The 23,030-nt window shown below is 62.2% G+C and carries 20 protein-coding genes and 1 tRNA gene; 3 read left to right on the forward strand and 18 right to left on the reverse strand.

Annotated features, from left to right (window positions below; all coding sequences use genetic code 11):
* The 4 genes from AC1DZU_RS34050 to rpsL all read right to left on the reverse strand — a co-directional run.
* Window positions 1-234 (reverse strand): GTP-binding protein (locus AC1DZU_RS34050; RefSeq protein ID WP_477291657.1); only part of this gene is annotated, 234 nt, incomplete at its 3' end.
* Between the two features lie 66 nt (window positions 235-300).
* A complete protein-coding gene (gene fusA / locus AC1DZU_RS34055; RefSeq protein WP_095089675.1) occupies window positions 301-2,391 on the reverse strand; it encodes an elongation factor G in 2,091 nt (696 codons plus the stop codon).
* 29 nt (window positions 2,392-2,420) lie between these two features.
* Window positions 2,421-2,891, reverse strand: coding sequence for a 30S ribosomal protein S7 (gene rpsG / locus AC1DZU_RS34060; protein ID WP_008875664.1), 471 nt, complete (start codon window positions 2,889-2,891; stop codon window positions 2,421-2,423).
* 75 nt (window positions 2,892-2,966) lie between these two features.
* Window positions 2,967-3,338 carry a 30S ribosomal protein S12 gene (rpsL, locus tag AC1DZU_RS34065; RefSeq protein WP_006333356.1) on the reverse strand — a complete coding sequence of 124 codons (372 nt, stop codon included), beginning with the start codon at window positions 3,336-3,338 and terminating at the stop codon, window positions 2,967-2,969.
* A gap of 477 nt (window positions 3,339-3,815) precedes the next feature.
* On the opposite strand from rpsL, the gene AC1DZU_RS34070 reads away from it, so the two are divergent.
* From AC1DZU_RS34070 to AC1DZU_RS34080, 3 genes are all read left to right on the forward strand, one after another.
* Complete coding sequence (locus tag AC1DZU_RS34070; RefSeq protein ID WP_477291659.1) at window positions 3,816-4,097, forward strand: transcriptional regulator; 282 nt, start codon at window positions 3,816-3,818, stop codon at window positions 4,095-4,097.
* A gap of 18 nt (window positions 4,098-4,115) precedes the next feature.
* Window positions 4,116-5,228 (forward strand): PLP-dependent cysteine synthase family protein, encoded by a 1,113-nt coding sequence (locus AC1DZU_RS34075; RefSeq protein WP_477291661.1) that lies wholly within the window; start codon window positions 4,116-4,118, stop codon window positions 5,226-5,228.
* Between the two features lie 191 nt (window positions 5,229-5,419).
* Window positions 5,420-6,346 carry a Gfo/Idh/MocA family protein gene (locus AC1DZU_RS34080; RefSeq protein WP_477291663.1) on the forward strand — a complete coding sequence of 309 codons (927 nt, stop codon included), beginning with the start codon at window positions 5,420-5,422 and terminating at the stop codon, window positions 6,344-6,346.
* A 6-nt stretch (window positions 6,347-6,352) separates the two neighbouring features.
* Here AC1DZU_RS34080 and AC1DZU_RS34085 read toward each other — a convergent pair whose 3' ends face one another.
* From AC1DZU_RS34085 to AC1DZU_RS34150, 14 genes are all read right to left on the reverse strand, one after another.
* The gene (locus AC1DZU_RS34085; protein WP_477291665.1) at window positions 6,353-7,018 is read right to left on the reverse strand and encodes an O-methyltransferase; all 666 of its coding nucleotides are present in this window, start codon (window positions 7,016-7,018) and stop codon (window positions 6,353-6,355) included.
* A 149-nt stretch (window positions 7,019-7,167) separates the two neighbouring features.
* On the reverse strand, window positions 7,168-11,364 hold the full coding sequence (gene rpoC, locus AC1DZU_RS34090; RefSeq protein WP_477291667.1) for a DNA-directed RNA polymerase subunit beta': 4,197 nt from the start codon (window positions 11,362-11,364) through the stop codon (window positions 7,168-7,170).
* 130 nt (window positions 11,365-11,494) lie between these two features.
* Entirely contained in the window at window positions 11,495-15,631 is a 4,137-nt protein-coding gene (gene rpoB, locus AC1DZU_RS34095) for a DNA-directed RNA polymerase subunit beta (protein WP_184879345.1), read from the reverse strand.
* A 252-nt stretch (window positions 15,632-15,883) separates the two neighbouring features.
* Window positions 15,884-16,261: a 50S ribosomal protein L7/L12 gene (rplL, locus tag AC1DZU_RS34100; RefSeq protein WP_095089666.1), complete on the reverse strand. Its 378-nt coding sequence runs from the start codon at window positions 16,259-16,261 to the stop codon at window positions 15,884-15,886.
* Window positions 16,262-16,315: 54 nt separating this feature from the next.
* The gene (gene rplJ / locus AC1DZU_RS34105; protein WP_095089664.1) at window positions 16,316-16,834 is read right to left on the reverse strand and encodes a 50S ribosomal protein L10; all 519 of its coding nucleotides are present in this window, start codon (window positions 16,832-16,834) and stop codon (window positions 16,316-16,318) included.
* Between the two features lie 414 nt (window positions 16,835-17,248).
* Window positions 17,249-17,947 (reverse strand): 50S ribosomal protein L1, encoded by a 699-nt coding sequence (gene rplA / locus AC1DZU_RS34110; protein WP_184879348.1) that lies wholly within the window; start codon window positions 17,945-17,947, stop codon window positions 17,249-17,251.
* Window positions 17,948-17,951: 4 nt separating this feature from the next.
* Window positions 17,952-18,380 carry a 50S ribosomal protein L11 gene (gene rplK, locus AC1DZU_RS34115; protein ID WP_006333334.1) on the reverse strand — a complete coding sequence of 143 codons (429 nt, stop codon included), beginning with the start codon at window positions 18,378-18,380 and terminating at the stop codon, window positions 17,952-17,954.
* Window positions 18,381-18,538: 158 nt separating this feature from the next.
* Window positions 18,539-19,066 (reverse strand): transcription termination/antitermination protein NusG, encoded by a 528-nt coding sequence (gene nusG / locus AC1DZU_RS34120; protein ID WP_013895710.1) that lies wholly within the window; start codon window positions 19,064-19,066, stop codon window positions 18,539-18,541.
* A gap of 27 nt (window positions 19,067-19,093) precedes the next feature.
* On the reverse strand, window positions 19,094-19,297 hold the full coding sequence (secE, locus tag AC1DZU_RS34125; RefSeq protein WP_013531408.1) for a preprotein translocase subunit SecE: 204 nt from the start codon (window positions 19,295-19,297) through the stop codon (window positions 19,094-19,096).
* A 396-nt stretch (window positions 19,298-19,693) separates the two neighbouring features.
* Window positions 19,694-19,769, reverse strand: a tRNA-Trp gene (locus tag AC1DZU_RS34130).
* Between the two features lie 83 nt (window positions 19,770-19,852).
* Window positions 19,853-20,404: a putative glycolipid-binding domain-containing protein gene (locus AC1DZU_RS34135; protein WP_477291670.1), complete on the reverse strand. Its 552-nt coding sequence runs from the start codon at window positions 20,402-20,404 to the stop codon at window positions 19,853-19,855.
* 29 nt (window positions 20,405-20,433) lie between these two features.
* The gene (locus AC1DZU_RS34140) at window positions 20,434-20,916 is read right to left on the reverse strand and encodes a group II truncated hemoglobin (RefSeq protein WP_477291672.1); all 483 of its coding nucleotides are present in this window, start codon (window positions 20,914-20,916) and stop codon (window positions 20,434-20,436) included.
* Between the two features lie 126 nt (window positions 20,917-21,042).
* The gene (locus tag AC1DZU_RS34145; protein ID WP_477291674.1) at window positions 21,043-22,716 is read right to left on the reverse strand and encodes a COG3904 family protein; all 1,674 of its coding nucleotides are present in this window, start codon (window positions 22,714-22,716) and stop codon (window positions 21,043-21,045) included.
* A gap of 158 nt (window positions 22,717-22,874) precedes the next feature.
* The coding region (locus tag AC1DZU_RS34150) for an EF-Tu C-terminal domain-related protein (RefSeq protein ID WP_477276262.1) at window positions 22,875-23,030 on the reverse strand (156 nt) is incomplete at its 5' end.

Consider the following 23,030-nt stretch of genomic DNA (forward strand, 5'->3'; position numbering starts at 1 on the left):
GCAGCAGTCGACGTGAGCGTAGTGGCGGTTGGCCGTCTCGTATTCGACATGCGCCGTCGAGATCGTGATGCCGCGCGCCTTCTCCTCAGGGGCCGCGTCGATCTGGTCGTAGCGCTTGTATTCGCCAAAATACTTCGTGATCGCCGCCGTCAGCGACGTCTTGCCATGGTCAACGTGACCAATCGTGCCGATGTTCACATGAGGCTTGTTACGCTCGAATTTACCTTTTGCCATGTGATGTCTCCAATCCTGCTCGCCCGTGGGGGCCTTGAATTAAGTTACCGCTGCAACCCGTTCGAGTTACGCGTATTTCTTCTGAACTTCCTGGGCGACCGCGGTCGGCACAGGCTCGTAGTGATCGAACTGCATCGTGTAGGCCGCGCGGCCCTGGCTCATCGAGCGCAGGTTGTCGACGTACTTGAACATGTTGGCGAGCGGCACCATGGCGTTGATGACCACTGCCACGCCACGTGCTTCCTGGCCCTGGATTTGGCCGCGACGGCCGTTCAGATCGCCGATGACACTGCCGACGTAATCTTCCGGCGTCACCACTTCGACCTTCATGATCGGCTCGAGCAACTGCACGCCAAGCTTGGGTGCAGCTTCACGGAAGCAGGCGCGGCCGGCGATTTCGAAGGCCAGAACGCTGGAGTCAACATCGTGGTAAGCGCCGTCGATCAGCGTCGCCTTGACGCCGATCATCGGGAAGCCCGCGAACGGACCCGAGGTCATGACGCTGTTGATGCCCTTTTCGACACCGGGGATGTATTCCTTCGGAACCGCACCGCCGACGATCTTGGTTTCGAACTCGAATTCGCTGCTGTCCGGATTCGGCTCGAAGACGATCTTGACGCGGGCGAACTGACCGGTACCGCCGGTCTGCTTCTTGTGCGTGTAGTCCTGCTCGTGCCTGCGGGTGATCGTCTCGCGATAGGCCACCTGCGGCGCACCGACGTTGGCCTCGACCTTGAATTCGCGACGCATGCGATCGACGATGATGTCGAGGTGAAGCTCGCCCATGCCGGAAATGATCGTCTGGCCGCTTTCCTCGTCGGTCTTGACGCGGAAGGACGGATCCTCCGCGGCCAGGCGATGAAGGGCGAGGCCCATCTTTTCCTGGTCGTTCTTGGTCTTCGGCTCGATCGCGATCTGGATGACCGGATCAGGGAATTCCATGCGCTCAAGAATGACCGGATGCAGCGGATCGCTGAGCGTGTCGCCGGTGGTCGTGTCCTTGAGGCCAGCCAGAGCGACGATGTCGCCGGCAAAAGCCTCTTCGACGTCGGCGCGCGAGTTGGCATGCATCTGCAGCATGCGGCCGATGCGCTCTTTCTTGCCCTTCACGGTGTTGTCGACCGAGATGCCCTTGGTGAGCTTGCCCGAGTAGATGCGGGCAAAGGTGAGCGAACCGACGAACGGGTCGTTCATGATCTTGAAGGCGAGCATCGACAGCGGCTCGTTGTCGTCGGCGTGACGCTCGATCTCGGCGTCGGTCTTGGCATCGACGCCCTTGATGGCCGGAACATCGGCCGGCGACGGCAGATACTCGACGACGGCGTCGAGCAGCGGCTGCACGCCCTTGTTCTTGAAGGCCGAGCCGCAGAACATCGGGTAGAACTTCACCGCGATGGTGCCTTTGCGGATCAGCGCGCGGATCTCGTCATTCGAAGGCATCTTACCTTCGAGGTAGTTCTCGAGTGCCGTCTCGTCCATTTCGACGGCGGCTTCGATCATCTTCTCGCGGTATTCCTCGGCACGAGCCTTGAGGTCGGCCGGGATTTCGACGACGTCCCAGGCAGCACCCAGCGTCTCGTCGCGCCAGACCAGCGCGTTCATCTCGACGAGGTCGACAACGCCCTTGAACTCGGTCTCGGCACCAATCGGCAGCTGCATGACGACGGCATGCGCACCGAGGCGCGAACCGATCATCTCGACCGAACGGTAGAAGTCGGCGCCGATCTTATCCATCTTGTTGCAGAAGATCATGCGCGGAACGCGATACTTGTCGGCCTGGCGCCAGACGGTTTCCGTCTGCGGCTCGACACCTGCGTTGGCATCGAGCAAGGCAATGGCGCCGTCGAGCACGCGCAGCGAACGCTCGACTTCGATGGTGAAGTCGACGTGTCCGGGGGTGTCGATGATGTTGAAGCGGTACATCTTGCCGCTGCGACCCTTCCAGAAGGTCGTAGTCGCGGCGGACGTGATGGTGATGCCGCGCTCCTGCTCCTGCTCCATCCAATCCATGGTGGCAGCGCCGTCGTGGACTTCGCCGATCTTGTGCGACTTGCCCGTGTAATAGAGGACGCGCTCGGTGGTCGTCGTCTTGCCGGCGTCAATATGCGCCATGATACCGAAATTGCGGTAGTCTTCGATTTTATATTCGCGGGCCATCGTAGCTGCCTCTCAGTCTCGTACGCGCTTTACCAGCGGTAGTGCGCGAAAGCGCGGTTGGCTTCAGCCATCTTGTGGGTGTCTTCACGCTTCTTGACAGCGGTGCCGCGGTTGTTGGCCGCGTCCATCAGCTCGCCGGAGAGGCGGTCGACCATGGTCGTCTCGTTGCGGTTGCGGGCCGCGGCGATCAGCCAGCGAATGGCCAGCGCCTGGCGGCGCTCGGGGCGCACATCGACCGGAACCTGGTAGGTGGCGCCGCCGACACGACGCGAACGCACTTCCACATGCGGAGCGACATTGTCGAGCGCCTGATGGAAGACGGTGACCGGCTCCTGCTTGGTCTTCGACTGAACCTGGTCGAGCGCGCCGTAGACGATGGTCTCGGCAACCGACTTCTTGCCGTCATACATGACGGCGTTCATGAACTTGGTGACGATCAGATCGCCGAACTTCGGGTCCGGATTGATCTCACGCTTTTCTGCACTGTGACGACGCGACATTTTTTCTCTGCCTCAATTATGCGTGGTGGCCTCGATCCCGGATACTCGCCCGGGATGACCTTCGCTACGCTTCGGTCACTTCGGACGCTTGGCGCCGTACTTCGAACGGCGCTGCTTGCGGTTCTTCACACCCTGCGTGTCGAGCACGCCGCGGATGATGTGATAGCGAACGCCCGGAAGATCCTTGACGCGGCCGCCGCGGATCATGACCACGGAGTGCTCCTGAAGGTTGTGACCTTCGCCGGGGATGTACCCGATCACTTCAAAACCATTGGTCAGGCGGATCTTGGCCACCTTGCGCAGCGCCGAGTTCGGCTTCTTCGGCGTCGTTGTATAGACGCGCGTGCAGACGCCCCGCTTCTGCGGGTTCTGCTGCATGGCCGGGACCTTGTTGCGCTTCACCGGCGCAATGCGCGGCTTGCGGATCAGCTGGTTGACGGTAGGCATTAAACCCTCTTGTCTCTCAATTCCGTGTCTCGCCCGGTCAGGGCCGCTCAAAGCGCCATTTCCATACGCAAATTCGGGCCACAAACCGCGCCTCGCGGTCTTTGCCCGAACAAATGGCAGAGGAAGCGGAACCGCTTCGTGCACGCCGGAAATGTCTTTTCGCTCGTAAAACGAACCCTGTTTGAGGCAAACTCCAAAGCGTGTCGCTTCGGAAGGGAGAGCCTCACATCGGTTCTGACTGGGCGGCTTCTACTCGTAAGACCGCGAACCGTCAAGCCCGGAGCGCCAAATATTGCGCGCCAACCAAGGCTCGGCAGCCATGCGAAAAACGCATGTAATTTTCTTTCTGAATTTTGCAAGGGCGAGGAATAAAGTGACCGGCTTTGCGCTGTTGCGCGGCCCTGCTTCATGCGAAAAGGCCGCATGAGCAGTCAAAATCCCCTCGCCCGCCCGCAATCTGCCAAGAGGAATCGGCCCGTGAACGACAATGAAGAGCGCCCGGTCACCATCATCACCGGCCGGGTGTGGAAGAAAAAGGGCGGCAAGCCGGAAGGCGTGCACGTGATGCTGGTCGCCCCCGACGACGATTCGGCGGTGCGCCGGGCGCTCGAATCGCTTGCGGCGGAAGGTTACGCCGAGGCCGAACTCGACCAGATCGGCGACATGGATGGCGTGCCCGACGATGAGCCGCATCTTTCCGCCTTCCAGGGCGCGCTCGAAGGCGAAGTGTCGATCGTCACGTTCGACGTGCCGATCTGAAACCGGGGCGCGCCGAGGATGGCCGGAGCAAAAGCGGTTGGACCTGCGTCCCGGACCTGGGCCGACCGGGCCGTCGCGGCGATCGAGGCCGACCAGCACCGCTCGGCCGACACGCATCTGTGGAAGCTGGATCTGCCGGCGCTGGCCGGCATCGATTTCTATCTCAAGGATGAATCCACCCATCCGACCGGCAGCCTCAAGCACCGGCTGGCGCGTTCACTGTTTCTCTATGCGCTGTGCAATGGCCTGATCCGCGAAGGTGCGGCGGTGATCGAAGCGTCATCGGGCTCGACGGCGGTGTCGGAAGCGTACTTTGCCCGCATGATCGGTGTGCCGTTCTACGCGGTGATGCCGCGATCGACCTCGCGCGAAAAGATCGCCGCCATCGAGCACTATGGCGGCAACTGCCATTTCATTGACGACGGCAGGCGCATCTATGCCGAGTCGGCCGAACTCGCGGCGAAACTGGGCGGCCATTTCATGGACCAGTTCACCCACGCCGAGCGCGCCACCGACTGGCGCGGCAACAACAACATCGCCGAATCGATCTTCGGGCAGATGCGCGAGGAGCGGCATCCGGTTCCGGCATGGATCGTGATGAGCGCCGGCACCGGCGGCACCACCGCCACGATCGGCCGCTTCCTGCGCTACAAGCAGCATGCGACGCGGTTGTCGGTTGCCGACGTCGAGCGCTCGGCCTTCTTCGACGGTTTTGCCACGCATGATCGCAATTGCCGCTGCGAACAGCCGTCGCGGATCGAGGGGATCGGCCGGCCGCGCATGGAGCCGTCCTTCGTGCCAGGCGTCATCGATCATATGCTGCGGGTGCCGGACGCGGTCTCATTGGCGGCGATGCGGGTGTTATCGCACCGGCTCGGCCGCCGCGTCGGCGGCTCGACCGGCACCAACTTCGTCGCCATGTGCTTTCAGGCGGCACGCATGATCGACGAAGGAAGGGCTGGTTCGCTGGTGACGCTGATCTGCGATTCCGGCGATCGCTATGCCAATACCTATTATTCCGACGAATGGCTGGCTGCGAACAGCCTCGACCCCTCGCCTTTCGAACCGGCGATCGAGGCCTTTTTGGCGGGTGGAAAACTGACCTTGCCGTTCGAGGAAAGCTGGGGCTGACTTTTCCGCGTCTGCTCGCCGGCCTCGGCTCGCCGGGGACAAGTGTTCTGCTAGAGCGGTTCGCCGTTTCACGGAAACGCCGAACCGCTCTATCTCTCTGTTTTATGGCAATTCCGGACGGAAAACCGCTTCACACTTTTCCTGGAATTGCTCTAAGAAGCCACCACCATCATTCAACAGACGGAGCGGCCGTGTCCCAGCCCATCGAGATAGGCATCGTCGGCGTCGGCAAGATCGTCCGCGACCAGCACCTGCCCGCCCTGGCAAAGGACCAGGACTATCGCCTCATCGCGGCCGCCAGTCGGCACGGCAAGGTGGAAAACATCCCGAATTTCCCTGATATCGAAGCCATGCTCGACGCTGTGCCGGAGCTCGAGGCCGTATCGCTCTGCATGCCGCCGCAGTTTCGCTATGACGCCGCGCGCACGGCGCTGGAAGCGAAGAAACACGTCTTCCTGGAGAAGCCACCCGGCGCCACTGTCAGCGAGGTCGAGAACCTCAAGGCATTGGCCGTGAAGAACGGTGTCTCGCTGTTTGCCAGCTGGCATTCGCGCTATGCGCCGGCGGTCGAGGCCGCGCGTGCCTTCCTGGGCTCGGCCAAGATCAAATCCGCCGCCATCAACTGGAAAGAGGACGTGCGCCGCTGGCATCCGAACCAGGAGTGGATCTGGGCGCCCGGCGGCTTCGGCGTCTTCGATCCCGGCATCAACGCACTGTCGATCGTGACCCACATCCTGCCGCCGATGTTCATCACCTCGGCCGTGCTCGATTTTCCCGAAAACCGCGCCGCCCCGGTCGCGGCACACGTCAGCTTCCGCACCTCGCATGGATTGCCGGTGACGATGGAACTCGACTGGCTCCAGACCGGCCCGCAGAGCTGGGACATCGTCGCCGACACCGACAAGGGCGCGATGGTGCTTTCGGGCGGCGGCTCGAAGCTCGCCATCGATGGCCGCGTGGTCCATGACGAGCCGGAAGCGGAATATCCGATGCTCTACAGGCGCTTCGCCGAGATCGTCCGCGCCGGCAGCTCCGACGTCGATCTGGCGCCGCTCCAGCATGTCGCCGACGCCTTCATGCTCGGCAAGCGCAATGTGGTCGAGGCGTTTTTCGACTGAGAACTGTCAATCCACGATAGCGATCGCAAAGCCGTCATAGCCTTTGGCGCCGACAGTCTGGATGGCGGTGCCGTCCAACCGTTTGTCGCTCCCGATGAAGGAAAACGCCGCGCGTGCGCCTTCGACGTTGGCGTCGTGGCCGTCGTCATCGAGTACCGCGCCGTCACGGATGACGTTGTCGCAGACGATGACCGTTCCCGGCCTCGACAGGCGCACGGCAAAGGACAGGTAGTTTGGGTTGTTCGGCTTGTCAGCGTCGATGAAGATGAGATCAAACGGACCGGCGTTCTCGGCGCTCAGCGCGGCAAGCGATTCCAAGGCCGGCCCGACTCGTAGGTCCACCCGTTCCGACACCCCTGCCCGCTCAAAATTCGAGCGCGCGACCCTGGCGTGGTGCGGATCAAGTTCAAGCGTCACGATCTTGCCGTCGGCGGGCAGGCCCCGCGCCAGCCAGATGGTCGAATAACCGCCCAGCGTGCCGATTTCGAGCACCGTCCTGGCTCCCTGCATTCGCGCCAGCAGCGAAAGCAGCTTGCCTTGTGCCGGCGACACGTCGATCGCCGGCAGGCCTTGGTCGTGGTTGGTGGCCAGAACTGCATCGAGCGCCGGATCCGCCTCGAACAGAGCGTCGACGATGTAGTCGTCGACAGAAGCCCAGGTCTTTCTGCTCATCGTTTTCTTCTCCGATCCAATTCAAAGCACAAAAGTCTCGCACAAACAAAAAAGCCGCCGGGTTGCCCCGACGGCCCTGTTGCCTGAGATTCCTAGGGCGGTTCATCGAAACGATGAACCGCCCTATATTCTTTGTCTGGCCGCCGCGCTTACTGCGCGGCGGTTGTCATATCGGCCAGCATCGGCTCGGCGACTTCCACACCGGAGGCCTTGCGGCGCTCGTCGATGATCAGTTCGTCGCGCGAGGTGGCGATGCGCCGGATCTGGCTCATCGTGCCGCCGGTACCGGCCGGGATAAGCCGGCCGACGATGACGTTTTCCTTCAGCCCCTGCAGCATGTCGGTCTTGCCGGCAACCGCGGCTTCCGTCAGCACCCTGGTCGTCTCCTGGAAGGAGGCGGCCGAGATGAAGGACGGCGTCTGCAGCGATGCCTTGGTGATGCCGAGCAGCACCGGCTGACCTTCGGCCGGCTTCTTGCCGTCCTCGATCAGACGCTCGTTGACCTCTTCCAACTCGATCACGTCGACGTGGTCGCCCGGAATGTAGGTCGAGTCGCCCTGCGTGGTGATCTCGACCTTCTGCAGCATCTGGCGAACGATCACCTCGATGTGCTTGTCGTTGATCGACACGCCCTGCAGACGGTAGACTTCCTGGATTTCGTTGACGAGGTAGGAAGCAAGTGCCTCCACGCCCTTGATCGCCAGGATGTCGTGCGGCGCGGGATTGCCGTCGAGGATGTAGTCGCCCTTCTCGATGACGTCGCCGTCCTGGAGATGGAACGGCTTGCCCTTCGGGATCAGGTATTCGACCGGCTCAAGCGTCGAGTCATGCGGCTCGATGATAATACGACGCTTGTTCTTGTAGTCGCGGCCGAAGCGGATCGTGCCGTCGATCTCGGCGATGATGGCGTGATCCTTCGGACGGCGTGCCTCGAACAGTTCGGCAACACGCGGCAGACCGCCGGTGATGTCCTTGGTCTTGGCGCTTTCCATCGGGATACGCGCCAGCACGTCGCCGGGGCGAACCTGCGCACCCGGCTCGACCGAGAGAATGGCCTCGACCGAGAGCAGGAAGCGGGCGTCGCCGCCCTTCGACAACTTGCCGACCTTGCCCTTGGCGTCTTGGATGGCAATCGCCGGCTTGAGGTCGTTGCCGCGTGGCGTCGAGCGCCAGTCGATGACCTCACGCTTGGTGATGCCGGTCGACTCGTCGGCCGTTTCCTGGACGGAAATGCCGTCGACCAGATCCTCGTACGACACCCTGCCCTCGATTTCGGTGAGGACCGGGCGGGTATAGGGATCCCACTCGGCGATACGCTGTCCGCGCTTCACCTTGTCGCCATCGTCCACGAAGATACGCGAACCATAGGTGAGACGGTGCGTGGCGCGCTCCTTGCCGGTTTCGTCGAGGATCAGCACCGCCATGTTGCGGCCCATGACCATCTGCTGGCCGTCCGAGTTGCGCACCACGTTGCGGTTGCGGATCTCGACCTTGCCCTCGTAGGAGGCTTCAAGGAACGAGGAGTCCACCACCTGCGCCGTACCGCCCATGTGGAAGGTACGCATGGTGAGCTGGGTGCCCGGCTCGCCGATCGACTGCGCCGCGATGACGCCGACGGCTTCGCCCTGGTTGACCGGGGTGCCGCGGGCAAGATCGCGTCCGTAGCAGACCGCGCACACGCCAACCCTGACCTCGCAGGTCAGTGCCGAGCGGATGCGGACCGACTGGACGCCGGCCTTTTCGATCTTTTCCACGTCGCGTTCGTCCATCAGCGTGCCGGCCTTGACCAGAACCTCGCCCGACACCGGATGGTTGATGTCGTCGAGCGACGTACGGCCGAGCACGCGCTGGCCGACGGAAGCGACGACCTGGCCGGCATCGACGATCGGCTGCATGGTGAGGCCCTTATCGGTCCCGCAGTCGACGGAGTTGACGATGCAGTCCTGCGCCACGTCGACCAGACGACGGGTGAGGTAGCCCGAGTTCGCCGTCTTCAAGGCGGTGTCGGCCAGACCCTTGCGGGCACCGTGGGTCGAGTTGAAGTACTCGAGCACGGTCAGGCCTTCCTTGAAGTTCGAGATGATCGGCGTCTCGATGATTTCACCCGAGGGCTTGGCCATCAGGCCGCGCATGCCAGCGAGCTGGCGCATCTGGGTGGGCGAGCCACGCGCACCGGAGTGCGACATCATGTAGATCGAGTTCATCGGCTTCTGACGGCCATTGTCCTCGAACTCGACCGCCTTGATGCGGGCCATCATTTCGTCGGCGACCTTTTCCGAGCACTTGGCCCAGGCGTCGACGACCTTGTTGTACTTCTCGCCCTGCGTGATCAGGCCGTCATTGTACTGCTGCTCGTATTCCTTGGCCAAAGCCTCGGTGTCGGAGACCAGCTTGATCTTGGCATCCGGGATCAGCATGTCGTCCTTGCCGAACGAAATGCCGGCACGGCAGGCATGGCTGAAGCCCAGCGCCATGATGCGATCGCAGAAAATGACCGTCTCCTTCTGACCGCAGTGGCGGTAGACGGTGTCGATCATCTTGGAGATGTTCTTCTTGGTCATCTCCTGGTTGGCGGTCTCGTAAGGCACGTTGACGTTCTTCGGCAGAAGCTCGCCGATGATCATGCGGCCAGGAGTGGTGTCGTAGATCTTCGACACGACCTTGCCATCGGCATCGACCGAACGGAAACGACCGCGGATCTTGGAGTGCAGCGTCACCGCCTTGGTCTCGAGCGCATGCTGGAGTTCGCCCATGTCGGCAAACACCATGCCTTCGCCCGGCTCGTTCTGGTTGACGATCGAGAGATAGTAGAGACCCAGAACCATGTCCTGCGACGGCACGATGATCGGCGCACCGGAAGCCGGGTGCAGGATGTTGTTGGTCGACATCATCAGCACGCGGGCTTCAAGCTGCGCTTCCAGCGACAGCGGCACGTGAACGGCCATCTGGTCGCCGTCGAAGTCAGCGTTGAAGGCCGTGCAGACCAGCGGGTGCAGCTGGATCGCCTTGCCTTCGATCAGGATCGGCTCGAACGCCTGGATGCCGAGACGGTGAAGCGTCGGCGCGCGGTTCAAGAGCACCGGATGCTCGCGGATGACCTCGTCGAGGATATCCCAGACTTCCGGACGTTCCTTCTCGACCAGCTTCTTGGCCTGCTTGACGGTCGAGGAGTAACCCTTGGCGTCGAGACGGGCGTAGATGAAGGGCTTGAACAGTTCGAGCGCCATCTTCTTCGGCAGGCCGCACTGATGCAGCTTGAGCTCCGGTCCGGTCACGATGACCGAGCGGCCGGAATAGTCGACGCGCTTGCCGAGCAGGTTCTGACGGAACCGGCCCTGCTTGCCCTTGAGCATGTCGGACAGCGACTTCAGCGGACGCTTGTTGGCGCCGGTGATGACGCGGCCGCGACGGCCGTTGTCGAACAGCGCATCGACGGCTTCCTGCAGCATGCGCTTTTCATTGCGCACGATGATGCCGGGGGCGCGCAGCTCGATCAGCCGCTTCAGACGGTTGTTGCGGTTGATGACGCGGCGATAGAGATCGTTCAGATCCGAGGTGGCGAAACGTCCACCATCCAGAGGAACCAGCGGACGCAGGTCCGGCGGGATCACCGGAACCACTTTCATGATCATCCATTCCGGACGGTTGCCGGATTCCATGAAGTTCTCGACGACCTTGAGCCGCTTCAGATACTTCTTCTGCTTCAGCTCGGAGGTGGTCGAAGCCAGTTCCGAACGCAGGTCGCCGGCGATCTTCTCAAGATCCATTCCGGCCAGAAGGTCATGGATGGCCTCGGCGCCGATCATGGCGGTGAAGCTGTCCTCGCCATACTCGTCGACGGCGATCATGTACTCTTCCTCGCTGAGCAGCTGGTGCTCCTTCAGCGCGGTGAGGCCAGGTTCGGTGACGATGTAGTTCTCGAAGTAGAGGACGCGCTCGATGTCCTTCAGGGTCATGTCGAGCAGCGTGCCGATGCGCGACGGCAGCGACTTCAGGAACCAGATATGGGCGACGGGCGCTGCGAGCTCGATATGGCCCATGCGCTCGCGGCGGACGCGCGACAGCGTGACTTCGACGCCGCACTTCTCGCAGATGACACCCTTGTACTTCATGCGCTTGTACTTGCCGCACAGGCACTCATAGTCCTTGATCGGGCCAAAAATGCGCGCGCAGAACAGACCGTCGCGCTCCGGCTTGAAGGTGCGGTAGTTGATGGTCTCCGGCTTCTTGATCTCGCCGAACGACCAGGACAGAATCTTCTCAGGGCTGGCGAGCGATATCCGGATGGAATCGAACACCTGTGCCGGCGCCTGGGGATTGAAGAGATTCATGACCTCTTGGTTCATGCCGTTCTCCTTTTCGGGGTCCTCGAAAACCCCTTGCATTTAGTCGCGAGCCAAACGCCCGCCGTCTTTGTCGGCCACTGGCCGTCCAATTCTATGGGCGCGCCGCGGCTTTCCGCGGCGCGCCGTTGCCTTACTCGGCCGCGTCGGGCAGCCGGACCGGGTTGTCGTCGAGCTTGGTGTTCTCCAGCTCGACATTCAGACCGAGAGACCGCATTTCCTTGACGAGAACGTTGAAGCTCTCGGGAATGCCGGCCTCGAAGGTGTCGTCGCCACGGACGATCGCCTCGTAGACCTTGGTGCGGCCGGCGACGTCGTCCGACTTCACCGTCAGCATTTCCTGCAGCGTGTAGGCGGCGCCGTAAGCTTCCAGCGCCCAGACCTCCATTTCGCCGAAGCGCTGGCCACCGAACTGCGCCTTGCCGCCCAGCGGCTGCTGGGTGACGAGCGAGTACGGACCGATCGAACGCGCGTGGATCTTGTCGTCCACGAGATGGTGAAGCTTGAGCATGTAGATGTAGCCCATCGTCACCTTGCGATCGAACGGCTCGCCCGTGCGTCCGTCATAGAGCTGCGACTGACCGCTGGTGTGCAGGCCCGCCTGCTCCAGCATGATGTTGATGTCAGCCTCGTGCGCGCCGTCGAACACCGGGGTCGCGATCGAGACGCCGCGGCGCATCTGCTCGCTCAGGCGAACGATACTCTCGTCGTCATATTCGCGGACCGGCTCGTTGCGGTCGTTGGCCGGCATGAAGCTCTCGAGCGTCTTGCGCAGCGGCTTGATGTCGCCGGCTGCCTTGTACGTGTCGATCAGCTCGCCGATCTTCTTGCCCATGCCCGCGCAAGCCCAGCCCAGATGCGTTTCCAGGATCTGGCCGACATTCATGCGGCTCGGCACACCCAGCGGATTGAGCACGATATCGGCATGCGTGCCGTCCTCGAGGAAAGGCATGTCCTCGACCGGAACGATCCGCGACACGACACCCTTGTTGCCGTGACGGCCGGCCATCTTGTCGCCGGGCTGCATCTTGCGCTTCACAGCCACGAAGACCTTGACCATCTTCATGACGCCCGGAGGCATTTCGTCGCCGCGCTGGACCTTCTCGACCTTGTCCATGAAGCGCTGTTCAAGCGCCTTCTTGGAATCGTCGTACTGGCCACGCAGGGCTTCCAGTTCGCTCTGGAGCTTTTCGTTCTCCACCGCAAACTGCCACCACTGCGAACGCGGATACTCGTCGAGCGTGTCCTTGGACAGCGTCGAGCCCTTCTTGAAGCCCTTCGGTCCAGCGATCGCTTCCTTGCCGACGAGCACGTCGGAAAGACGCGCGTAGACGTTACGATCCAGAATGGCCTGCTCGTCGTCGCGATCCTTGGCGAGGCGTTCGATCTCCTCGCGCTCGATCGCCATGGCGCGCTCGTCCTTCTCCACACCGTGGCGATTGAAGACGCGCACCTCGACGACGGTGCCGAAGGTGCCCGGAGGCATGCGCATCGAGGTGTCGCGCACGTCTGATGCCTTTTCGCCGAAGATGGCGCGCAGAAGCTTCTCTTCCGGCGTCATCGGGCTTTCGCCCTTCGGCGTGATCTTGCCGACCAGGATATCGCCCGGCTGAACTTCGGCACCGATATAGACGATGCCGGCTTCGTCGAGGTTCTTCAGCGCTTCTTCCGAGACGTTCGGAATGTCGCGCGTGATTTCCTCCGGACCGAGCTTGGTGTCGCGCGCCATGACCTCGAACTCCTCGATATGGATCGAGGTGAAGACGTCGTCGGCGACGATGCGCTCGGACAGGAGGATCGAGTCCTCGTAGTTGTAGCCGTTCCACGGCATGAACGCGACCAGCACGTTGCGTCCGAGCGCCAGATCGCCGAGCTCGGTCGACGGACCGTCGGCGATGATGTCGCCCTTGTTGACCCGGTCGCCCATGCGGACCAGCGGACGCTGGTTGATGCAGGTGTTCTGGTTCGAACGCTGGAACTTCATCAGCCGGTAGATGTCGACGCCGGACTTGCCCGGATCGAGATCTTCGGTGGCGCGGATAACGATACGCGTCGCGTCCACCTGGTCGACGATGCCACCGCGGCGGGCGCCGATGGCGGCGCCCGAGTCACGGGCGACGATCGGCTCCATGCCGGTGCCGACGAACGGCGCCTCGGCGCGCACCAGCGGCACGGCCTGACGCTGCATGTTCGAGCCCATCAGGGCGCGGTTGGCGTCGTCGTTCTCGAGGAACGGGATCAGGGCCGCGGCCACCGAAACCATCTGCTTGGGCGACACGTCCATCAGGTCGACGTTTTCGCGCGGCGCCATCATCACTTCGCCGGCGCTGCGGCAAATGACGAACTCGTCGACGAATCCACCACTCTTGTCGAGCTCGGCGTTGGCCTGCGCGACGTGGTGCTTGGCTTCTTCCATCGCCGAGAGATAGACGACGTCATTGGTCAGCTTGCCGTCGACGATCTTGCGGTACGGGCTCTCGATGAAGCCGTACTTGTTGACGCGTGCGAAGGTGGCCAGCGAGTTGATCAGACCGATATTCGGGCCTTCCGGCGTCTCGATCGGGCAGATGCGGCCGTAGTGCGTCGGGTGCACGTCGCGCACTTCGAAGCCGGCGCGCTCGCGGGTCAGACCGCCCGGTCCAAGCGCCGAGAGGCGGCGCTTGTGAGTAATCTCCGACAGAGGGTTGGTCTGGTCCATGAACTGCGACAGCTGCGAGGAACCGAAGAACTCGCGCACGGCGGCGGCCGCCGGCTTGGCGTTGATCAGGTCCTGCGGCATCACCGTGTCGATCTCGATCGAGGACATACGCTCCTTGATCGCGCGCTCCATGCGCAGCAGGCCGACGCGGTACTGGTTTTCCATCAGCTCGCCGACCGACCGCACGCGGCGGTTGCCGAGATTGTCGATGTCGTCGATCTCGCCCTTGCCGTCACGCAGTTCGACCAGCGTCTTGACCACGGCCAGGATGTCGTCCTTGCGCAGCACGCGCACGGTGTCCTCGGCCTTGAGCTCGAGGCGCATGTTCATCTTGACGCGGCCAACGGCCGACAGATCGTAGCGCTCGCTGTCGAAGAACAGCGAGTTGAACATGGCTTCGGCGGTCTCGAGTGTCGGCGGCTCGCCGGGGCGCATGACACGATAGATGTCGAACAGCGCGTCCTGGCGGCTCTCGTTCTTGTCGACGTTGAGCGTGTTGCGGATATAGGCGCCGACATTGACGTGGTCGATGTCGAGAACCTTGATCTCGTTTTCACCGGTGCCAAGCAGCACCTTCAGCGTCTTTTCGTCGATCTCGTCGCCGGCTTCGAGGAAGATCTCGCCGGTGGCGTAGTTGACGATGTCCTCGGCCAGGTAATTGCCGAGCAGATCCTCGTCGGTCGACTTGATCGCCTTGAGACCCTTCTCGCCAAGCGCCCGGGCCTGGCGGGCAGTGATCTTCTTGCCGGCTTCGACAACAACTTCGCCCGTATCGGCGTCGACCAGGTCGCCGACGGCCTTGAGGCCGCGGAAACGCTCGACATTGAACGGAATGCGCCAGTGGTCGCCGGCGCGCTTGTAGGTGATCTTGTTGTAGAAGGTCGACAGGATCTCTTCGCCGTCCATGCCGAGCGCCATCAGCAGCGACGTCACCGGAATCTTGCGGCGACGGTCGATGCGGGCGTGCACGACGTCCTTGGAATCGAACTCGATGTCGAGCCACGAGCCGCGATAGGGGATGACGCGCGCGGCAAACAGAAGCTTGCCCGACGAGTGCGACTTGCCCTTGTCATGGTCGAAGAAGACGCCCGGCGAGCGGTGCATCTGCGAGACGATGACGCGCTCGGTGCCGTTGACGATGAAGGTGCCGTTCAAGGTCATGAGCGGCATGTCGCCCATGTAGACGTCCTGCTCCTTGATGTCCTTGATCGACTTGGCGCCGGTATCCTCGTCGATATCGAACACGATGAGGCGCAGCGTCACCTTCAGCGGCGCGGCATAGGTGAGGTCGCGCTGACGGCATTCGTCAACGTCGAATTTCGGTCCTTCGAACTCGTACTTCACGAACTCCAGCATCGAGGAGCCGGAAAAGTCCTGAATCGGGAAGACCGACTTGAAGACGGCCTGCAGTCCCTCGTCCGGACGCCCACCCTTGGGCTCCGCCACCATCAGGAACTGGTCATAGGATGCCTTCTGAACCTCGATCAGGTTCGGCATCTCCGCAACTTCCGGGATCTTTCCGAAGAACTTGCGTACGCGTCTGCGGCCATTGAAAGTCTGGGTCTGGGCCATCGTCGCTCCTTAGCTCTAAACTCGGGACGAACCTCGCCGCGGCTCGCCTTGCATTCTGGGCCACCTGGGCGGCGACCCTTTGTCTGTTTTCCCGGCGCCTGTCGGCGGCCGGCTAAAACGGGAGAAAACCCGTTTCCTGAAGGCCGGATTGCGGCCCTCAGGAAAGAGGTTCTCGTACGTCTCGCGCTACGCGTGCTCCCTTCAGCCCGAAGGGAGTGGCGGACGGCGCGAGGCCGTCCGCCGCTTTTACGCTTACTTCAGGTCGACCTTGGCGCCGGCTGCTTCCAGCTGGGCCTTGAACTTGTCAGCGTCGGCCTTGGAAACGCCTTCCTTGACCGGCTTCGGAGCCGCTTCGACCAGATCCTTGGCTTCCTTGAGGCCAAGACCGGTGATTGCGCGGACTTCCTTGATGACGTTGATCTTCTGAGCGCCTGCCTCGGTGAGGACGACGTCGAATTCCGTCTTTTCCTCGGCCGGAGCAGCAGCAGCTGCACCACCGCCAGCGGCGGCAACAGCCACCGGAGCAGCGGCGGAGACGCCCCACTTTTCTTCCAGAAGCTTCGACAGCTCGGCCGCCTCGAGGACGGTCAGCTTCGAAAGGTCGTCTACGATCTTTGCGAGATCAGCCATTGTTGTATTCCTTCATCAGGTTCGAACGTGTGTTTGTGATAGCGAGGAACGGCCTCATGCCGCCTCGTCCTTCCGGGCGTAAGCGCCGATGACGCGCGCGACCGAAGCCGCTGGCGCATTGACGATCTGGGCGATCCGGGTTGCCGGCGTGGCGATCATGCCAACCAGCCTGGCGCGCAGCTCATCGAGCGACGGAAGTGTGGCGAGTGCCTTCACACCGTCGGCGTTGAGCGAGGTGGTGCCCATTGCGCCGCCGAGAATGACGAGCTTGTCATTTCCCTTGGCGAAATCGGACGCGACCTTCGGCGCCGCAATCGGATCCTCCGAATAAGCAATCAGCGTCTGTCCCTTGAACAGGTCGATGATCGATGCGGAGTCCGTGCCCTGAAGAGCGATTTTGGCGAGACGGTTCTTCGCGACTTTGACGGTGCCACCGGCAGCGCGCATTTTCGACCGAAGGTCGTTCATTTGCGCGACGGTGATACCGGCGTAGTGGGCCACGACCACTGAACCTGCGTTCGAGAACGCACCGTTCAGGCCCGTGACGAGTTCGCGTTTTTCCGCTCTGTCCACTGCCTATCTCCAGTTGACCCCCATCCTGTTAACGGGAACATTCCCATTCACGAGGACAGGCGTCGGGTTGCCTTTTGTCGGCCGGGCCATCCAGTAACGGATCTCCCGAACGACGCTCGAGGATCCTGCCCCCTTTCGCCACATCGACGGCCAGGCCGACGATGCGCAGACAAAAGGCAAACACGGTTCGAACCTTTCATTGGAGCAGTCGCTCCGTTGTCCGGTCTTCACCCGTCTCATGCAGGCCCACATGAATTAAGGCCCCCCTTTTCAACCTAAGGCTCGGGCCGCCTGCAATCTCGGACAGGATGTCCGGAAGCCTTTCGACTTCCGGCACCGGGCCGCCAACCTAAATCGGAGGCCCGGAATTCTTTTGCGGATCAGCCCTTTAACGGCCGATCCCAGATAAACTTATCAGGACGCCGCGAGCGTCGAGACGTCGAGCTTGAGGCCCGGGCCCATCGTCGAGGTGACCGACACCTTCTTGACGTAGTTGCCCTTGGCGCCCGTCGGCTTTGCCTTGGTCACCGCGTCAGCGAAGGCGCGGATGTTCTCTTCCAGGGCCTTGACCTCGAACGAGACCTTGCCGACACCGGCATGAACGATGCCGGCCTTCTCGACGCGGAACTCGACGGCGCCACCCTTCGATGCCTTGACGGCGGCGGCAACGTCGGTGGTGACGGTGCCGACCTTCGGGTTCGGCATCATGCCGCGCGGGCCGAGCACCTTGCCGAGACGGCCGACGAGCGGCATCATGTCCGGCGTGGCGATGCAGCGATCGAAGTCGATCGTGCCCTTCTGGACGATCTCGACCAGATCCTCGGCACCGACGATGTCGGCGCCAGCGGCGCGAGCTTCGTCAGCCTTGTCGCCACGGGCGAACACGGCAACGCGAACCGAGCGGCCGGTGCCGTTCGGCAGGTTGACCACGCCGCGGACCATCTGGTCGGCATGGCGCGGGTCGACGCCCAGGTTCATGGCGACTTCGACGGTCTCGTCGAACTTGACCGAGGAACGGTCCTTGAGCAGCTTCAGCGCTTCACCCAGGGCGTAAGCCTTGTTGGGATCAATGCCTTCGCGGGTCTTCGATACACGCTTTGCAATCTTTGCCATGATCTTAGCCCACCACTTCCAGACCCATCGAGCGGGCGGAGCCCTCGACCATGCGCATGGCCGCCTCGACGTCGTTTGCGTTCAGATCCTTCATCTTCTGCTCGGCGATGGCGCGAACCTTGTCGCGGCCGATCGTGCCGGCCTTGATCTTGCCCGGCTCCTTAGAACCCGACGTCAGGTTCGCCGCCTTCTTCAGAAAGTAGCTCACCGGCGGCGTCTTCATGACGAAGGTGAAGGACTTGTCCTGGTAGTAGGTGATGACGACCGGAATCGGCGATCCCTTTTCCATTTCCTGGGTCTGCGCGTTGAACGCCTTGCAGAACTCCATGATGTTGATGCCACGCTGACCAAGCGCCGGGCCGATCGGGGGAGACGGCGTGGCCGATCCCGCTTTGACCTGGAGCTTGAGCTGGCCTGCAATTTTCTTAGCCATCTCTTTTCCTGCCTTTGTCTATGCCGGTCTTGCCGGCGATTGCAGTCTGGTGGTGCGATCCGTGCCGCCGGCTAAGCCGCACTCGTCTCCCACCGTTCTCAAAGCAGCGCGATCTCCGCGCCGCCCTTCCCTGCCGCGCTTGGCGGCGGGATTTCGGCTCAGCCCTTTTCGACCTGTCCGAATTCCAGATCGACAGGCACAGCGCGCCCGAAGATCGAAACTTCCACCTTGAGCCGCGCCCGCTCCTCGTCCACTTCCTGAACGAAACCGTTGAACGACGCGAAGGGACCATCCGAAACGCGAATTGCCTCGCCGATCTCGAACGTGACCGAGGGCTTCGGCCGCTCGACGCCTTCCTGCACCTGGTTCAGGATGCGCTGCGCTTCCGCCTCAGTGATCGGCACTGGCTTGGAGTCGCCCAGGAAGCCGGTGACCTTGGGCGTGTTCTTGACCAGCGAGAACACCGCGTCGGTCAGATTGGCCTTCAGGAGCACATAGCCCGGGAAGAACTTGCGCTCGGCATCAACCTTGCGGCCGCGACGAACCTCGACGACCTTCTCGGTCGGCACCACGATCTGCTCGATATCGGCGGACAGGCCCTTCTGCTTGGCCTTGTTCTCGATGTCCTCGGCGACCTTTTTTTCAAAGTTCGAATAGGCGTGGACGATGTACCACCGCGCAGTCATTTCAAGACTTCTCCGTAATCGCCGGACTTAGCGTCCGATGCCAAGAATCTGCTCGACCGCGAGGCCCATGAGCTGATCGGCGGTGAAGAAAAAGATCATCGCGATCACAGCGAAAGCGAGGACCATGACCGTCGAGATCATCGTTTCGCGCCGCGACGGCCAAGTCACCTTGGCGGTCTCCGCGCGAACCTGCTGGAGAAAGACGAAAGGATTTGTGGTTTTCGAAGCCATATGCCGCTCTGTCTTCAAGACCCGTTGGCCGGGTCCCCTGGATGATCCCGCTGGCCGGGACGTGCCGCATGAGCCTGTTTTCGCGCCGAATCAGCGCAATCATTTCGCCCATGCAAATCAGACGCGTAAAGCCGGCTTCCCAGCTCCACGCGTCGCGTGTCTGTTTCGTCTACATAAAACCGATTCTTGATCCACGCAAGTGGCAAGTGTCCGCTTTATGACCAAACGCCGCCTCGGAACCATCCAGTCGTTCCGTCCCGGCTATGGCGCCCTTATGCCCCAATCGCTCTAATATGGCAAGCGGGTCGCCGATTTTCAAAGGCCAGCCGCGAAATATCGTTTTGACAGCCATTTCGAGAAATGGCGAAATATCGCGTTGAGTGCCATTTCGAGAAATGGCACGGGCAGCAGGGCTCGAACCTACGACCTGCGGTTTTGGAGACCGCCGCTCTACCAACTGAGCTATGCCCGTATCGTGCGCGCATGTCGGCGCAGCAGGCGCTTCCTAAAAGCTTCCGCACGCTCTGTAAAGAGTGGTTTGCAAGCAAACGCGCCTTAACCCCTGCGCCAGAAATCGGGATAGCTGACGACCAGCCCGTCTCGGTCGATCTCTAGCTCCCGCTTGAAGTCGCTGGCGCGGGATTCGTAGAGATATCGCTTGCCCTCTTCGAGGCATGTGTAGCGCTGCGGGTTGGCGACGACGGTGAGGGCCGGGAAATCGATGAAGGCCGTGGTGATCTCGGCACTTTGTCCTGTCGAAAGCCGCAAGCGCCGGATCGGCAGCGTGTTGGTGAACGGCGTGACGGTGAGATCAGGGTCGACAACGCCGTCGAGCTCGGGCATCGGCAGGCCGTCCCCGGTCCAGCGACCATTGCCGTCGGCGGCAAGGACAAGTGTCTGGCCACTGCCGATCACGTCGACCATGACACTCCTGGCATGCCAGTTCTCGTTGCAGGCGATGCGGTAGCGCACGGCAAAAGGCGTCTGCCCGGAACAGATCACGACGGAGTCAGCCGAAACCACCCCTGCCCGCTCCTGCAGCAGCAGGTGTTCGAGCCCGGGCCCATCCCACTCATGCCAGCGCACGATCTTCATATCTTCCAGCATCGGCCCGGTCCCCTCCCTGCGCGTGGAGGCTACTTTGTTTCCGGCGGTCTGTACGGCCCGCCCGGCACCCCCCAGCCCCAGGCCGGCATCGGCTCCGTCTCGGGATCGCAGGTCTCGCCGAGATTGGAGTTCATCTTCGCCAGCCGCGAACCCCATTCGACGTAGCCCATGAAGGCCGAGCGGAATTCAGGATCGTCGGGCAGGCCGACCGCGTCGGCGGCATCAGCCAGGAGATTGATCCAGCGGCGGCGCTGCTCCTCCGTCAGATGCTTGCCCAGATGGTGCATGACCATCTCGCGGTGGCCGCCGAACTTTTCGCTGTAGGTTTTCGGTCCGCCGAAAACCTCGCCGACGAACGCCGCAACATGGGCGGGATGGTCCGGCGACATGGTCCTGAACACAGGCCCGACGACCGGGTCGCGAAGCACCTTGTCGTAGAAGGTTTCCGTCAGGCGGTTCAGCGCCTCGGCGCCGCCGGCCCATTCGTACAATGTCGGGACGTCCTGGCTCACTTTCCTTTTCCTCCACCAGCCCCTCAAGCAGTGCCAGAGATGGCAATGCCAGATGACGATAGCGGAACTATCGGGCACGGCTCAACCTGCCTCGACAGCCAGTCTGCTCGACCGTGCCGCCGAAAACTATGATTTGGTGGGCGCGTCGGCCTGGAGTTTGGGCGCCGATACCAGGCGGCAATTGCCTGGTTTCGGGGCCGATTTGCAGATGGAAGCGCCCGTCAATTCATCCGCCGATTGAGGCCCTGTCGTCAGCCCGACTTTGAGCATCTTCCTGGGGTCGAGCTGCCGTTGGCTCGAACGGAGCTTTGTCGCAGCAAACAGGTCAGGCCCAACCGCCATCTCTTCGAGGTAGGTCTTGACCTGCTGGTCCAGGTCCAGCGACCGCAGGCTCAAGCGCGCATGGGGGCCGACCAGACGTCTGACACCGCCCGCAAGCATGATCGGACAGGCTGCGTCGCATTCGCCCAACGCATCACTCGTGAGCCCGACATAGACGCCGTCTTGGGCCATGCAGCCCGGCTTCTCCGGCTCGCATTCCATGAACTCCGTGCGTGCGACCGCCACGTCGAGCTTGTGTTCGCGGATCAGCCTCCCGGCGGCAAGAGCACCGGAAAGGTCACCTCCCGGCGAGTTGATCACGACGGGCAGCCGCCGATCCCCCAGGGTGCCAAGCAGTTCGCGCAGCTTCTGTGGCGTCTTGGCGGTAATCCTGCCTTCCGCTGCGATCCACTCCGGACAATCGGGATCGCAGAGTAAACTCTTGCCGCGCACCAGAACGAAGCGCATGTCGGCGACATTGTCCTGCTGGACGGTTTCGGGTTCGGTCGGCGCGGCGGCGGCGGGCTCTACTTTTGCCGCCTCGGCAGCGGCCGGCCGCGTGGCCTTGTCTGCCTGAGCCGGCACTACCCGGCAATTTCCGGGCAATGGAGTGGAGCGGCAGATGGTTCCCGCGGTCAGCATGTCGACGGAATCCAGGCTGGTGACCATCTTCATCCGAAGCATGTTTTGCACTTCCAGTTGGTGGATTGCGCTGGCCGGGGTGTCCTTCATCGTTTCGAGCACGCCCGGCCCGACGCCCATCCCGTCGAGATAGGCCGCCAGCCTTTTCTCCACCGCCTTGCTCATTTCGTAGGTCTTGTAGCTGCCGGCACTCTTTCGGCTGACGATCCTTGTGCTGAGTACCTTCTTCTTGCCGCCCACGATCCGATAGGTGGTGCGATATTGCAGTTTCGTGCGGATATAGGTCGTGGTGATCTGATGGACGCCGAGATAGGCCGATTCACCGACCAACCGCCTGATACCGCCGGCAAACATCAGCGGACAGGCGGAATTGCACATGGCGCCGCTGGCGTAGGCATCGCCGAAATAGCGGGCGCCCCTGCCTTCGTTTTGCGCGCAGTCCTTCGCATCAGGCAGACAGCCGTCGAACCGGGTCTTGCCGACAGCGATATCGAGCTTGTTCTTGCGGATCAGCCGGCCAAGCGTGAGCGCCGCCTCGACATTGCCGCCGGGAGAATCGACGACGATCGGCAGATCTCGGCCGCCAAGCGTTTTGAGCATGCGTTTGAACAGAACCGGCGTCCGGGCTTCTATCGAGCCTTCGGCGGAGATCCATTCCGGGCAGATCGGCTCGCAGCCCGGTGCGTTGCTGCGGACGACGACGAAGCGCATCGTCGGACCGAGATCCGGCGCCGTATCCGCCGCAAAGGCGGCATGCCCCACGACAAGCGACGCCAGCAGGCAGATCAGCCGCAGCGACCACAAAGCCCGACGATGTAAAAGGCGCCCTGGAACCATTTGGAGAAGCCCCGCCATGCAAGCTATCCTAGACGAGGTCCAGAGGCTTGCAACAGGGTTCGGCCGACAACACGCGACCGCCGAGCAAACGAAAAAAGGGCGGCCCAAAGGACCGCCCTTTTTTGTCTCGACCCTGACCCGGCGGATGGCGGGGTCCGTTATTCCTTAATGGTGACGACGATGCCGGCACCGACGGTGCGGCCGCCTTCACGGATGGCGAAGCGCAGCTTCTCTTCCATGGCGATCGGCACGATCAGCTCGACATCGACCGTGATGTTGTCGCCCGGCATCACCATCTCGGTGCCTTCCGGCAG

It is taken from the genome of Mesorhizobium sp. P2_A12 (assembly GCF_056405075.1).